13 protein-coding genes are annotated in these 14,848 nt (G+C 57.8%); 9 read left to right on the forward strand and 4 right to left on the reverse strand.

All coding sequences use genetic code 11. From position 1 onward, the window contains the following. Window positions 1–64: 64 nt before the first annotated feature. From ACXAH8_RS06295 to ACXAH8_RS06305, 3 genes are all read left to right on the forward strand, one after another. Window positions 65–859, forward strand: a complete 795-nt coding sequence (locus ACXAH8_RS06295) for a hypothetical protein (protein WP_475216921.1) — start codon at window positions 65–67, stop codon at window positions 857–859. 4 nt (window positions 860–863) lie between these two features. Further along, the gene (locus tag ACXAH8_RS06300) at window positions 864–1,619 is read left to right on the forward strand and encodes a sulfotransferase-like domain-containing protein (RefSeq protein WP_475216923.1); all 756 of its coding nucleotides are present in this window, start codon (window positions 864–866) and stop codon (window positions 1,617–1,619) included. A gap of 67 nt (window positions 1,620–1,686) precedes the next feature. Next, a complete protein-coding gene (locus ACXAH8_RS06305) occupies window positions 1,687–1,956 on the forward strand; it encodes a hypothetical protein (RefSeq protein WP_475216925.1) in 270 nt (89 codons plus the stop codon). Window positions 1,957–2,052: 96 nt separating this feature from the next. On the opposite strand, the gene ACXAH8_RS06310 is transcribed toward ACXAH8_RS06305, so the two are convergent. The 3 genes from ACXAH8_RS06310 to ACXAH8_RS06320 form a co-directional block, all read right to left on the reverse strand. Next, on the reverse strand, window positions 2,053–3,327 hold the full coding sequence (locus tag ACXAH8_RS06310; protein WP_475216927.1) for an O-antigen ligase domain-containing protein: 1,275 nt from the start codon (window positions 3,325–3,327) through the stop codon (window positions 2,053–2,055). After that, window positions 3,327–4,655, reverse strand: coding sequence for a GumC domain-containing protein (locus ACXAH8_RS06315; protein WP_475216929.1), 1,329 nt, complete (start codon window positions 4,653–4,655; stop codon window positions 3,327–3,329). The genes ACXAH8_RS06310 and ACXAH8_RS06315 overlap by 1 nt, the downstream gene beginning before the upstream one ends. Before the next feature lie 267 nt (window positions 4,656–4,922). Next, window positions 4,923–5,537: a response regulator transcription factor gene (locus tag ACXAH8_RS06320; protein WP_170723061.1), complete on the reverse strand. Its 615-nt coding sequence runs from the start codon at window positions 5,535–5,537 to the stop codon at window positions 4,923–4,925. Between the two features lie 252 nt (window positions 5,538–5,789). Here ACXAH8_RS06320 and ACXAH8_RS06325 point away from each other — a divergent pair, with 252 nt between their 5' ends. The 4 genes from ACXAH8_RS06325 (at window position 5,790) to ACXAH8_RS06340 (ending at window position 11,256) form a co-directional block, all read left to right on the forward strand. Further along, window positions 5,790–7,163, forward strand: a complete 1,374-nt coding sequence (locus ACXAH8_RS06325) for a WecB/TagA/CpsF family glycosyltransferase (RefSeq protein ID WP_475216931.1) — start codon at window positions 5,790–5,792, stop codon at window positions 7,161–7,163. Between the two features lie 20 nt (window positions 7,164–7,183). After that, complete coding sequence (locus tag ACXAH8_RS06330; RefSeq protein WP_475216933.1) at window positions 7,184–8,065, forward strand: UTP--glucose-1-phosphate uridylyltransferase; 882 nt, start codon at window positions 7,184–7,186, stop codon at window positions 8,063–8,065. A gap of 101 nt (window positions 8,066–8,166) precedes the next feature. Further along, the gene (locus ACXAH8_RS06335) at window positions 8,167–8,673 is read left to right on the forward strand and encodes a putative pterin-binding protein (RefSeq protein WP_475216935.1); all 507 of its coding nucleotides are present in this window, start codon (window positions 8,167–8,169) and stop codon (window positions 8,671–8,673) included. 45 nt (window positions 8,674–8,718) lie between these two features. Next, window positions 8,719–11,256, forward strand: coding sequence for an ATP-binding protein (locus ACXAH8_RS06340; protein ID WP_475216937.1), 2,538 nt, complete (start codon window positions 8,719–8,721; stop codon window positions 11,254–11,256). 1 nt (window position 11,257) lies between these two features. On the opposite strand, the gene ACXAH8_RS06345 is transcribed toward ACXAH8_RS06340, so the two are convergent. After that, a complete protein-coding gene (locus tag ACXAH8_RS06345; protein ID WP_475216939.1) occupies window positions 11,258–12,487 on the reverse strand; it encodes a polysaccharide biosynthesis/export family protein in 1,230 nt (409 codons plus the stop codon). 195 nt (window positions 12,488–12,682) lie between these two features. Between ACXAH8_RS06345 and ACXAH8_RS06350 the strand changes: the two genes are divergently transcribed. Together ACXAH8_RS06350 and ACXAH8_RS06355 are read left to right on the forward strand one after the other, a co-directional pair. Next, complete coding sequence (locus ACXAH8_RS06350) at window positions 12,683–13,921, forward strand: oligosaccharide flippase family protein (protein ID WP_475216941.1); 1,239 nt, start codon at window positions 12,683–12,685, stop codon at window positions 13,919–13,921. Next, a complete protein-coding gene (locus ACXAH8_RS06355) occupies window positions 13,918–14,832 on the forward strand; it encodes a glycosyltransferase family 2 protein (RefSeq protein WP_475216943.1) in 915 nt (304 codons plus the stop codon). The genes ACXAH8_RS06350 and ACXAH8_RS06355 overlap by 4 nt, the downstream gene beginning before the upstream one ends. Window positions 14,833–14,848 lie beyond the last annotated feature (16 nt).

The raw sequence follows: 14,848 nt of genomic DNA on the forward strand, positions 1-14,848 counted from the left end.
TCTAAATCTGATTGGGCAAGCCGTGACAGACTATTCTAAGCCTCGGAAATGGGCCGACCCCAAAGTGAAACTTTTTCCCCACCAAGTGGGGTTTACCTGCCCTCCGCATGATTTTGATGCGGCCCCGTCCGATTTCCTGCGCATGGCCCCGCGCAGCGTTGGCGTGCATGGTCGAATGCTGCACGTGCCAGACTATGCCCACCGCCTGGATCAGCGCAAAAAGAACTTTGGCCTGCTGGAAGAGTACATGGAATGTATGGCCAATAACGGCGCTGACGTCTGTGGACAAGTTGGCTCGAACTGGGTGCATGCCAGCGGGCTGGGTGTCGAAGGCATCCGTCACCATTGCGAAATGCTGAGCGACAAGTACGAGACCCCGTTCCATATGGCAGGCTATGCCATGATCGAGGCATTGCGCGATCAGAATGTCGAGAAGGTAGCGCTCAACGCCTGCTACCACAGAGACACCTGGTATCAGGGCACCGTAGGTTTTCTAAAAGAAGCCGGGTTTGATGTGGTCTGGGCTGGAAACTTTTTTGACCAAGGGTGGTTCGACAGTCAGGAAGAGGTTGACGATTGCATTTGGTGCTTTGACGAAGAGCTAATTTACAAGTCCTTCGACTATACCGCTGACAAAGCGCCCAATGTCGATGCCTATCTGATCAACGGGATGAGCAATTACCGCCGCCCGTCCGACGGAATCGCCCGTCGCCCGGTTCACTACGAAGTCGAGCTTGAAAAACGCCTCGGCAAGCCAGTCATCGGCCATGACACCGCGCTCTACTGGCGCATTTTCAAAACCTTGGGCCTGGCCCCGGAAACCCGGCAAGGCAGCCTGCTCTCCTCCCTGAAAGACTGAAGTGATGCACAAGATTTTAGCTGTTTGGGCGATTCCTCGCTCCACCTCAACCGCGTTTGAATGGATGATGCGCCAGCGCGGTGATCTGGATTGCCTTCATGAACCTTTTGGTGAGGCCTGGTACCAGGGTGAAGACCCGATGTGGCCGCGTTTCAAAGAGGGTGAAGTCACGACCCCCGGCTTGACCTTGGAAAGCGTGTGGGAAGACATCAAAGATCGTGCCGAAAAAGGTTCGGTCTTCATCAAGGATTTCCCGCATTACATCAACCACATGTGGGATCCAGAATTCCTGTCGCATTTCACCCATGCGTTCCTGATCCGCGACCCCGCCAAGACGATTTCCTCAATGTACAACAAGTGGCCGGACTTTGATGAGCTTGAGGTCGGTTTTCCCGAGCAGCGCGCGCTGTTTGACCTATTGACTGCGCTGAATGGCGGCAAGTCCCCCCCGGTTATCGACAGTGATGACCTTCTGGAAGACCCCAAGCACGTCACCGCTGCGTTCTGTGCTTCTGTCGGTATCCCCTTCATCGCAGACGCACTGACCTGGGAAGCTGGTGGAGACCCATCCGAGCATAGCTGGTGGGACGGTGGGTCTTTCCATGCGAACCTAGCCCGGTCTACTGGTCTGCAACCCCAGAAACGAAGGTATATCGAAGTGGCCGACGCCCCAGAACGCGTGCGCCGTGTGCACCGCAGGATGAAGCCTCACTATGATCATCTGTACAAACACCGCATCCGCGTGTCGAAAACTGTCTGAGAAAAACGCAAAATAGAACAAACAGGTCGAAGCAGCGGCGGCTCGACGCCCGCTAGGGGAATGCACTGTGGCCCGCTTCCTTGACACTATGTGTGGTATGCCTCGACAGAAAAACTACAGGTTGAGTTCGCTGAAATTCTGCCTGGTGGCGGCTGGCGAGGCAGGTGTTAATCCCCAGTATAATCCGACCTTGGAACGGGACATCATTCCAAGCCACGTGGTCTTGGCTTCAGTAGGTGGCCGCGTCACCAATCCGAGCAAAGGCCGCACCGCTTTTCGGGAGGATGTACTAACGAAACAGCAAGTTCACCGTAAAAACATGAAAGTCTTCACCTGAAAATCTCTACCATTCGTTCTCGAGAGTGGTATTTGAACCAACCCAAAAGAATGACGTCTGACACTACGCTGGTATCGCAACAATCCTAGCGGCGTATCAGCTTCCCAGACACACTGATTTGACCTCTCGCAAATGCAATCCGAGCATCAGTAAGGTCGGCCAGAGCAAGTAGGTTTGGATTTCAACGTTCTCTCCAAAGGTCAGCAGGAAAACTGTGAGCAACAGCCCGAGCGGCAGCCTCCCGCGTTCCGACTTTATGGCGTCCAGGGTGACGATTGCTAAATGACCGAGGAGAGGAACGAGAAACGCGGCAAATCCGGTCAGCCCTTTCACGAATAGCAATCCGTACCAGGTGTGATGGCTGCCGATCGGCATGTACTCAACAAGATGCGCTCCTGGTCTGACCGTGCCGTGACCGAAAACCATCGCATCCGATTGCCAGCGCTCATACGCAATGCGCTGCAGAGTTTCGCGTACGCGGGTACTGTCGGCGCGCGCGGATTTGAAACTGTAGAGGGCTCGGTTGCCGAACTCGACAAAGGCGGCGCCCCAAACGGCTATGGCTGTGGTGACTGCAGACATTAGAATCCACCCCAAGCTGCGGGCGACAAGTGGCAATAGGCGGGGTGACAGCGAGCAGATCACCAATCCAACCATGCCCATTCGGGACTTGGACATAAGGATCATCAAAACTCCGGCAGCTAAGCCGATAACCTTCCAGCTGCGGTGCTTTTCTTCCAGAGCAAACAGGACCATGCAGACACCCAGCAGAGCTGCGAATGGAGACCAAGGCGCAAAGAACTGCCAACGCGGCGTGCCGCTGGCAGGGTCGATTGTATACAGGTAGACCGAGAAATATTCAGGTCCCGGGCCGCCCACTGCTTTCAACGGAGACGTAAACAGCTGATGCGGCAGACCGGCACAGGGAGCGACCATTAGCAACGGTAGAACGCACAAGGTCCAAAGGCCCAATACGCATTGTCCTCTGACCAGAATCTCGCGCCGGATGGGCAAGACTGATCCGGCAAGGATGAACAACGGGATCAGCGCCCAACCCTTGGCCCATCCGATGCTCGACTTGATCGTTTTGACGGTGCCGAGGTTCCAGTCTGCATGGCCTGCCCACAGTGAGACCAGCATCACCAGCATGCCAACGCTCCAGACCCAGACCAGGGCGGGGACGGGGCCGGTTGCGCGCATATCCGAGCGGATCGCCGGACCGAGGTAAAGTGACAACCCAGCCATAGCAGCCAACATCCAACCCAGCACCGGACCGACAACATAGAGCGCTCCAAGTGCGTAGAACGGCCATGTCCAGATCAGCGTGTACCAGACGATTTTTTCGGCCGGGGTTTGAGGGGCCACATGCATTAAACTTTGGCCTCTTTCTGTTCTTTCAGCAGCTTTGAGATCAGCGGATTTCGGATCCAGGCAAGCACCAAACCCATCAGTAGCATAAGGCTTGCAGCGATCCCGGCGGCGATCGAGATCTTCTTGTTCGGTGAAGACGGGCGTGTCGGCAGTGAAGGGTTTTCCAATACTTGGATCAACGGGTAGGAGGCATAGACATCTGTCTTTTTCGACTCGGACCGGGCAATGGCAGAAGCGAACACGGCTTCTGCCACCGCGAAATCTCTCTGACGGTCTTCCAACTCAGCGGCGATGGGGGCGAGGTCCGACAGGCGAAGGGTTTCCAGACGAACTTGTTCGCGCAGTGTCGCGACATGCTCTTCCAATCCGGCGCGCAAGGCATCTTCGCGCACCAACTCACTGAGCAACTGCGCCCGTTGCCCTTCCGGCGCGCGATCCAGTCCACCGAGCTGCTCGACCTCAAGACCCGTAACATGCGACGCGCGTTGCAAAGCAACTGAACGCGCCCCTTCATAGTCGTTTTGAGCATTCACGTAGATCGGATGGCGCGATCCGTAGGTCGCGTCTGCTTGCGCCAGCTTTGTAGCCCCCACCGACACGTCCTCAAGCAAGGATAAATACTGCGCATCGGCATAGAGTTTCAGCGTTGCCGCTGCGGCATCAGAGGGCAGATTCAACGCAACTTGAAGCGCGGCGACACGTTCCGATTGGCGTGCCAACTCACTCTCCTGCGTTCGCAATTCCTGCTTTGCACGGTCGTTAGCGGCGACCTGCCCTTGGTATTGCGCGACTGATATCAGACCGCTTTGCGACTGCAGTTGTTTGATCTCGGCCCGCGTGGCCTGAATTGCGTGCGTGTAGTCTTTGATCGCGCCCGTATTGCTGGCCTCGCGAGTGGCAATTTCGTCGGCGCGTAGGGCATCAATCTCAGCGAAAAAAGCCACCACCAAGGCGTCACCATATTGCTGGGCATCTGCAGGAGAGGCCGCCTGAAGCTCGATATGAATCAGGCTTGTTTGATCGACCAACAGTACCCGCGGCTTGCCAAACGCATCCCGGTCAGCCTCGACAGCCTTGGCTGCCGCATCGAGGATGCGATCAGCCGACAATAGACGTTTATACGTCTCGGTCGGGCTGATCGACCCGTTGGCAAAGGCAGAATTCGCGTATGAGGATGCTTGGCCGATATTGGCCAGATTGACCGATGCCGAAGCGCCAGATCCTGGCAGGATCAATGATGCGTGTGAGGTGTATTTGACAGGCGCCGTTGCCAGATACCCGCTGATCGGGGCCCAGATGCAACTCGCTCCCAAGAGGAATAATGCCACGTAACGGGGCAGGCGACCTGCATCGCTGAGGCGTCCGCCCTTTACGATGCGACGCCACCTAAGCGTTCTGAAATTGGATCGGGAAATGCGCGCCCAATGCAGAAATTGCGTGCCGTGCGTGGAATCAGAGGAATTTGAAATCTGTTGCGGCATGGAAAAACCCTTTCTTAAAAGGGTGATACACCGCATCTTATTGCTGATCATTCGCTCAGTAGGCTAGGGGCCGAGGGGATTGGGAGCGCCCCCTATCCGTTCGGATAAAAACGCCTAGAACAACCCAGCCTCGCGCGCGGCCAAGGCGGCCTGGGTTCGATTGCTGACACCAACTTTGCGGTACAAAGTCTTCATATGCAGTTTGATCGTCGGCTCTGACAGATCCAGATCGCGGGCGATTTCCTTGTTGGATTTGCCCTCAGTCAGCCCTTTGAGAACTTGCCGCTCTCGCTCTGTGAGTTTTTGAGCCATAGGGTGGGAGTCTTCTGGCTGCTCCGCGTTCATGAAACCCGCAGGAAGGTATTGCTCGCCCATCGCCATAAAGCGGATCGCGTTAACCAGGGATTTGGCAGGTAGAGTCTTTGGGACGAAACCGGCCGCGCCAAGTTCCAGCGCGCGTTGCGCCAGATCGCGCGAGGTGTCGCCGGTAAACAAGGCCACATGCTGGGCACCGTCCAAAGCGATGCAGGTTTCAAGTCCGGCCAACCCGTTCATGCCGGGCATGTTCAGGTCCAGAAGGACCAGATCAAAGGCTCCGTCGTTCTCAATCAGAGTCTTCGCGCCCGGGAAATCCGGCGCGGTCTCTACCTCGATCCCGCCTGCGGCATCTATGAAGGCAACGAGCGTGTCCAAAATAAGCTCGTGGTCGTCAGCAATAAGAACTTTCATCTCAAATCTCCGTCTGCCCCCAACCACACCCAAATGCGTTAATAAATCATTGAACCCATGGCATGAAGCCTTCCTGACGGACAGGTGAATATCCAATCGGATAGGTCAGCGGGCCGTTTCCACCACGCTATGTGCTGCGGGGTCGCTTGAATAGACCTATTCTCCGATCCCTCTCCGGATGCTCGCCTATCGGTTGCAGGATCACATTGGCAGTCTGAAGCCACAGATTGTCATCGTTGATCGGAGAGTTCCATGCAGTTCCTGTCAGTCCAAGATATTTACAAAGGCGCGCAGCCAACACCCATACCACCTCTGAAAAAGACCGAGATTTTGGGTTTGCCAATTGTGAATGCCCAATCCGGACAGGTGATCTCAAAACTGCTGGATGGGACGCGCCGGACGGTATTTTTCCTGAACGCACATTGCGCAAACATACGGGCCCGTAACCATACCTATCGAGCAGCATTGGCCCGGGCAGATATGATCCTACCTGACGGTATTGGAGTAGAGGTCGCGGCAAAGTTGCAAGGCGTCCCGTTGGCCGAGAACCTGAACGGTACGGACTTTGTGCCCAAACTGCTGAAACGCGCGGCGTGCCTTGGGCAGTCGGTCTACCTGTTAGGGGGACGTCCCGGAACAGCTCAGGCAGCGGCGGCGCGGTTGCAGCACATGTTCCCCGATTTGGCCGTGGCTGGTACCCGCGATGGCTACGCGGGGGCCGCGCGGGTTGATGAGGCGATCGACGATATCAACCAGTCCGGCGCGGACATCCTGTTGGTCGCGATGGGCGTCCCGCTGCAGGAGCTGTGGATCACGCAGAACCGCCACCGGCTTGATCCTTGTATCGCGCTGGGCGTGGGTGCTTTGTTTGATTTCCTGGCTGGCAACGTGCGCCGGGCACCGCGCATTGTTCGGCGCTTCCGGATGGAGTGGGCATGGCGGTTGGCGATGGAGCCCCGTCGCATGGCCCGCAGATATCTATTGGGCAATTTCGAATTCCTTGGGCGTGCCGCGCACAATTCTGTTCCCAAGGTCTCAGCATGTCGCCTGCTGGACCTCACTTTGGCGGTGGTCGCGCTGTCTCTTCTGGCCCTGCCCATGGCCGTAATCGCCGCATTGGTGCGATTGGACAGTCGCGGCCCCGCCTTTTTTCGGCAGACACGGATCGGTCGAAACGGCGTGCCCTTTACGATGTACAAGTTCCGCTCGATGACGCAGGACGCCGAAGCGCGGCGTGCGGATCTGCTCACCCAGTCAGATCGTGAGGGCCTGTGCTTCAAAGCCAAAAATGATCCACGCATCACCCGTGTCGGGAAAGCTCTGCGCCGGTGCTCGCTGGATGAACTGCCGCAAATCTTCAACGTGCTGAAAGGGGATATGTCGCTGGTCGGCCCGCGCCCGGCTTTGCCTGAAGAGGTTGCAGCCTATCCCGAACAAGCACTTGAGCGCCTTCAGGCGCGTCCCGGTATCACGGGCCTCTGGCAGGTTTCGGGCCGTGCAGGCATCGGTTTTGACCGCATGATCGAGCTGGATACGGCCTATGTCCGCTCCCGCTCGCCCCTTTTGAATCTCATCCTCATCGCATTGACCGCACGTGCCGTCGTGTCGGGTCGTGGTGCTTACTGATCAAACCTAGGAGCATTGAAATGACACGTATTCGCAAAGCTGTTTTCCCGGTCGCGGGTCTGGGCACAAGGTTTCTGCCCGCCACAAAATCTGTAACCAAGGAGATGTTGCCGCTGATCGACCGCCCTCTGATCCAATATGCGGTTGATGAGGCCCGCGCCGCCGGGATTGATGAGTTCATCTTCATCACCTCAACCGGCCAATCCGCGCTTGAGGCGTATTTCGGGCGCAACTCGGGGCTGGAGCGCAAACTGAAAGATGGCGGCAAAACCACCCTGCTGAACCGTTTGCGCCGCACGAACCTTGAGGATGAGACTTACAGCTTTGTCCAACAAGACAGCCCGCGCGGTCTGGGCCACGCAGTGTCGCTGGCGCGTGACATTGTCGGTGATGAACCCTTTGCGGTGATCCTGCCGGATGATGTGATCCATGCGCAGCGCCCGGTCCTGGCGCAAATGGTTCAGAACTTTGAAGGCAGCCACATGATCGCGACTGAAGCCGTTCCTTCCGACCGGATCAGCGCCTATGGCGTGGTCGATATCGCGCATAGGGCTGGGCAGGTGCAGCATCTGAAAGGGTTGGTTGAAAAGCCATCCGCCGACCAGGCCCCATCCGAGTTTGGCATTGTCGGGCGGTATCTGCTGCACCCGTCTATTTTCGATCAGTTGAACGGATTGGCACCCGGCGCGGGCAATGAAATCCAACTGACCGATGCGATAGCGGCGGATATCGAAAGGACCGGTTGCCACGGCTTCGCCTTTCAAGGAGAGCGCTTCGATTGTGGATCGGTCGCCGGATATCTTGAGGCAACCACCGTCTTTGCGTTGCAACGTGCAGAACTGCGGGACGGGTTCAAATCCATGTTGCGCCAGCGCATGAACCTGCTGTCTGCCGCCGCATGAGACCGAGGCACCTATCCGTTCGGATAGGTGCGTATCCCCATGCCCATCTGTCGCTACGGAGTTCTTTCTGGTTTCTTAAGGCCAAAGAAATGGAGACTAAGATGCGTCTGTTTTTTGCGATCCTTGCAGCGGTGTTCACTTTTTGCCTGACGTCTGCGCAAGCCGAAGACTTGGCGGCCCCGTCAGGTGAGGTCGTCCTGACCATTTCGGGCAATATCGCACAGACCGGGCCCGAAGGGGCGGCGCAGTTCGATATGGAAATGTTGAAGGCGATGCCGCAGCGCAGTTTTGAAACCTCGACGATCTGGACTGAAGGCGAAACCAACTTTGTCGGCGTCCCCCTGTCTGTCTTGCTGGAACGGATCGGAGCAGAGGGCGCAACGATCCGGGCAACGGCGATCAATGACTACGCTGTTGAGATCCCAGTGGAGTCAATCTCGGCGCTGGACCCAATTGTCGCCCATGAGATGGACGGTGCGGTGATGTCCCGGAGACAGAAAGGTCCGCTATGGATCGTTTACCCCTATGACAGTGATACCAAGTACCAAACCGAGGTGATTTACTCTCGAAGCATTTGGCAACTCGACAGGTTGGAAATCGTTAAATAGCGTGGGGTTACAATATAGTATGAAGTGGGCGATGCGGGCCAGACATTGACAAGAAACTTCCAAAACCACTCGCGGCGCCGGTGGGCTTTCGGGCTCATCGGCATCGCCGTTCTGGGTGCCCTAGCTTTGGTCGTGTTGCTGTCCGTCAAGGTGATATCCGACCTGCGCGACCGGCAGTCAGCCCGGTCAGATAATGTGCAATGGACGCTGACCCAGGTTGAGGTCGAGTTCCTGTTCTACCTAAACGCGCTTGAGGCCAGTGTATCTGATGCGAGGCCAAGCCTCGAAAATCTGGACCTTATCCGTCGCCGTTTCGATCTATTTTACAGCCGTATCGATATTCTGGACACCTCGCGTCTGTTTGAAACGCTGCGAAGTGACCCGAAATTTGCTGAACCTCTGAACGACGTCTCCGCCTATCTGGAAGCCTCGGTGCCTACAATCGATGCTGAGGACCCTGGGTTGAAGCCGGGGCTGCCGGTTCTCTATGACGGCGCGCAGGGGATCGCTCAAAAAGTGCGAGAGCTTTCGGTCTCGGCGATCTCGTACTTTGCAAGCCAGTCGGATCAGCGCCGTGAAGAAACCGCGCTCAGCCTGTTTAAACTGGCCGTTTTGTCCGGGGGATTGTTTCTGACGCTGACCGCGGTCAGCGCCTATCTCTTGGTGGTCAATCGCAAGGCAGATCGACGCGGTGGGGCAATCCAGCAGGCCAACCAGCGCATGAATACGATCCTTTCTACCTCATTGGATGCCGTGATCGTGGTGAACGCCGCCGGCGAAGTGCTGGAGTTCAACCCAGCTGCACAGGCGATTTTCGGGTATTCCGAAGATGAGGCCAAAGGGCGTTCGATCGGCGACTTGATTGTTCCTGCGCATCTACGCGCGGCGCATGATGCAGGCATGGAGCGGATGCAGAGCGGGGGCGACCGCCACGTGGTTGGCAAGGGTCGCGTTCAACTTGAGGCGATGCGCAAGAATGGTGATGTCTTTCCCGTCGAACTCGCGTTGCAATCCGCCCAGGCCGGGGACGAGGAAATCGTAATCGGATTCGTCCGCGATATCTCACAAAGCGTTGCGGATCAGAAAGAGCTTGTCTCGGCCCGCGACCGTGCCCTTGCCGGGGAAAAGGCCAAGTCGGATTTTCTGACTGTTATGAGCCATGAGATCAGAACCCCGTTGAACGGGCTGCTGGGCAACCTCACCCTTCTAAAGAATACACGCACGACCAAACAGCAGTCTCAGTTTGTCCGCAACATGGAGATCTCGGGCCAGGTTCTGCAAAACCATGTGGATGCGGTGCTGGATATTGCTCGGTTCGAGGCCGGCAAGTTGTCAGTCGCGCACGAGCCAACCGACCTGAACGCGATGCTGCAGGACCTAGTGGATGGTCAAAGCGGCAATGCGGCCTCGCGCGGCAACTCAATCTCGTGGCAATGGGTGGGTGGAGCCTATCCTCATGTCGCGACTGATGCGCAAAGGTTGCGGCAAATTCTGCTGAACCTCGTGGGTAATGCGATCAAGTTTACCGAAAATGGCCGTGTTTCTATTGAGGTCGAAAGATGTGAACCTGAAGATCAGGGTAAGGCACATGTATACGAAGTGCGTGTGATCGATACCGGGGCTGGCATCGCCGATGATGAGATCGACGCCATTTTTGATGACTTCTACACCAGCGATCCCTCTATCGGTCGCACGGTCGGAGGAACCGGGCTTGGCCTGGGAATTGCCCGTAGGTTCGCGCAGGCCATGGGCGGTGAGGTCGGGGCGGAAAGCACATTGGGCGAAGGCAGTGTTTTCTGGCTGCGGATACCGTTGCAGTCGTGGGCGCGCGACCAACTGCTAGAAGCTGCTCAGATCAATACCGAGACCGTTCGCCCTCTGAACTTGTTGGTGGTCGAAGACAACGAGATCAACCTCGAGGTCATCTGCAACATGCTGGCGCTGGACGGTCATTGTGTAACGACAGCGGAAAATGGGCAGGTCGGCGTCGAAAAGGCCAGCAGTCAGCGGTTCGACGCGATCCTGATGGATATCAGCATGCCGGTGATGGATGGACCAACCGCTGCACGCCACATCCGCAATGGCCAGGGGCAGTCGACAGATGTGCCGATTATCGCAGTGTCGGCCAATGTCCTGCCAGACGCGGTCGAAACCTTTCGTGCCGCTGGCATGACAGCTTTCATTGGCAAACCAATCTCGCTTGATGCTCTGCGCAAGGCGCTTTCGGTGGTCACCCGAACCGACGGCCAGATTTCAGGGCATGCGCAGCCTGATCCGTTGGCTGAGTTAAGAGACAGCCTCGGGCCCGAAGTCTTTGGCCGTCTGCATGCCAAGTTCATTGTCGAAGGGGATGAGTTCGTTGAACAGCTCGAAACCGGTGCCATTGACCAGTCAGATTTGACCCAAATCGCTCAGGCTTGTCACAAACTGGCTGGCAGCGCGGCAACCTTCGGCGCGGAAGAATTTCGCGAGGCGTTAATTGCGGTAGAGACTGCGGTCAAAGAACACAAAGACATCACTGACAAACTCGCTGCAGTTTCTACCGCTTGGGAGCGGGCGAAAGCATCGCCCGCTCGGGATTGAATTAGGGGGCTAGCAGTGCCGCTGCGCCGACGATGCCAACCGCGCGAGCGACTTCGGTCAGGCCAGTCACCTTGCTGTCGTAGCAGGCGATCGCATCACCTGGCAGAACATAGGGGTCATAGTCATCCCGATCCCCGCGTCGCAGCAACTTTTCGATATTGCGTTCAATTACGATCGAGTTCCCGGTCATCGGGTTTCGGGTGAACAGGACCGCGCTGCGATTGGCGTTGGTCGTCTTGGCCCCGCCGACGCAATTGGTATCGACTACGGCCTGCAGGTAGCGCGTGCCATAAGGAACTTCACGTACGTCGCGTCCGATGGCCGACTCTGCGTTACCTGTGGCAGGTTGCGTAAGGTTGGACATATAAAGCGTCACGCCGGGCGGGCTGATCGGGCTGGGACGCATCAGATCATCCTGGAAACACCCTCGGCTGTTGACCACGATCTGATCCCCGGTCAGCAGCATGATGTCGGTCGGGTCTGAGCCTTCGAACACGCCGCGTAGGTCCATCCGGTAGATCGTGCCTTGCCGGTGCAGCTCGACCGCTGACAGATCCGCATCCGGGCGCACCCCTCCGGCGGCGCGAATGGCGACAGACAAGTTGCGCGCCTCGGTCGAGGCCCCCAGCACACCCTGACGCCCTCGATCCAGCGCGTCGCCGGGAGTGCCTCCGATCTCGACCGAGTGGGGTTCGAACACTGCGCCTTTCACGCCGACAGTGACCGAGGCGAAATCGCTGATGCGCGCCGTGACACGCGGGGTGTTGTCGTAGAACTGCGCCGCCACCAGAACGCGGGCGACATCCCTCTCCACCTGCTCGGTCGTTCTGCCCTGCGCGCGCACCGGCGGCAGGTAGGGCAGCTTCAGATCGCCATCGCGGGACACAACATAGGTGTCGCTGAGAAGCTCATCCCCGTCGATGGTGATCTGCACCATGTCATTGCGCGAAAGCTTCTCGCCCAACAATGGGCTAAGCGCGGGCTGTGACCATTTGGCAAAAGCACTTGCGCCCTGATCCCCGGTCTGAGGCATACAGGCGCGTCCATTCATATGTTCCGCTTGCAGCAAAGGTGCATTTGCCCGGCGCCGCGAGGGGGCACGGTACTGCGCCTGATAGCTGTCGCCTTTTGCGACGGGTTCGATGTTGCGCGGGGTCTTCATGCTGCTGCAACCCGACAGAGCAATCGCGCTGACGGCTCCTAATACCAAAACTTTGAAATGTCGTGTCATTTTGAACTCTCCTGAACTGCATCTACAGCTACGGCAGTGTCTTGATATGCGTCAGACCGGCATCGGGATTGCCGTTTATCCCATTCGGATAGGGCCCTCGCCGGATGGTTCGTCTGGCTGTCCGCCCGCGTCTGGGACAGGGAAGTCGCGGCCAATTAGAACTTATCCCAACACTGTTTTTGGACATTTGGCGACATGACTCAGCAATTGGCACATTCCGGTTTTTTGCGGCACCTGCTGGCCTATGCGGCGTCCGAAGTGGCTGCAAAGGCGTCGCGCCTTGTGGTCGTTGTTGTCGTGGCCCGCAGCCTCAGCCCCGAGGCAATCGGTCTGGCTGCTGCTGCCCTTGCCGCGGGGGATATCCTCAAGGCGCTGACCGAGAACGGCGTGGGGCAGAGGATCATCCAAGCCCCGCAGGCCGAGTTGGAACAACGCTGCAACACCGCGTATTGCATCTTCTGGGTCTGGTGCGGGGCGCTGTTCTTGCTGCAACTGGCTATCGCTGCGTTCCTCTATGCGATAGGGCACGAAACCTTGGCGCTGCTGCTCGCCATTCTGGCCGGAGAGTACCTGTTCATGCCCGCCGGTCTAGTACAGGCCGCGCTTGCGATGCGTGAGGGCAAGCTGCAGCAGACCGCCGCCATTGCCGGAGGGCAGGTGGTTGGTGCGAATGTCATGGCGGCGCTACTGGCGCTGCTCTGGGCCTCGCCGCTGGCGTTGGTGCTGCCCAGATTACTGGCCGCTCCGATCTGGTTGGTCCTGATGCGCCGCCTGCGCCCTTGGGCATCGGACACCAAACAAGGATTTGCCGCCCTTCGCCCCTTTGTTGGGTTCGGCTGGGCCGTTCTGGGGGTCGAGATCGTCAAAGTTCTGCGTCTGCAGGCCGACAAGCTTGTCGTCGGCGCTATGCTGGGGGCCGAGAGCCTTGGCATCTACTTTATGGCTTTCAATGCTGGGCTCGGCTTGGCGACATCGTTCACGCAGGCCTTTTCAGTCGTTCTTTTCCCACATCTCTGCGCAGCCTCGGACAAAACCAAGGCGTTGCGTCACGGGCTCGGCACGTCCCTCCTGGTTCTGAGCCCGCTGGTTTTGCTGCAAGCCACCTTTGCGCCGATCTATGTGCCGCTGCTGCTGGGTGCCGAGTGGCAACAGATTTCACCGGTAGTCTCGGTCTTGTGCCTTGCCGCATTGCCAAGCGTCATCTGGTCGGCCGTGGCCGGTTGGCTGCGGTCCAAGAACCGCGCGATTACCGAGTTGCGAGTCAGCGCGGCCCTTGCATTCGCATTGATACTCAACACCGTGATTATGGCCCCGTTCGGGCTGATGCCGGTCGCGATCGGGTACCTGCTGACCAGTGCTGCCCTTATGTTGACGGCCTCTTGGGTGCTGCTGCCTCGGGATCACAAAGCAACAGAAAGGTTCGGCTTCCAATGACCCGATTTACCATTATCGTGCCGTTTCACTCCGATGCGGATACAATTGCCGACACACTGACCAGTATTCGCGCGCAAAGCTTCAAGGATTGGGAGGCGTACTGCGTCGGCGACCGTCCCTCAAACGCGTGCCTTTCCGTTGTGCTGGACCACATCGCACAAGACCCACGCATCCGGGTCGCAAGAAGCCCCTTCAATGGCCCAAGCGCCGCCCGCAACTATGGGGCCGAGCTGGCCAAAGGGGACATACTGGCGTTCTGCGACGCGGATGATCTGTGGCGCAAGGACAAGCTGGCGCAACTAGACGAAGCCTTCCAATCCTCCTCGACGGATGCGGTTTTTGGGCAGATCCGGTTCTTCACGGATAAGCCCGGAGATTCTCAGACACGCTCGACCGTTCCAAGTGCAACGCTGACCATTCAGGACCTGTTGGCCGAGAACCCGGCCTGCACAATGTCAAATCTTTCGATCCGTCGCGAGGTCTTCAACGCCGTTGGCGGGTTGGACACGAGAACAGTGCATAACGAAGACTTGGAGCTGCTGATCCGTCTCGCAGGTGAAGGTTTCACCATCAAGGGGGTCGATCAGTTTCAGGTCTGGTATCGCACCAGCGTACGGGGCTTGTCCTCGGATTTGGTCGCCATGCGCGCTGGGCGGGCCTATGCGGTGAAAACGGCTGCGGCTTATGGAGTGTTCCCGTTGCGGTCATCCGAGGCCATCTATTTGCGCTATCTCGCGCGCCGGGCGCTGCGGTTGGGGCATCAGGGTCAGGCGCTGTCTTACACACGCAACGGCTTGAGCCTGCATGCGCGCAGTTTCCTGCTGCCCCTGCGCCGAGGACTGCCTACCACCGCAGGGGCCGCGCTGGCCCCGATCCTGCCGCAAGCGATCAAACGCGCGTTGTTTTCATGAGAATTCTGAAGGAGAT

Source organism: Ruegeria sp. ABV3_008, assembly GCF_056161185.1.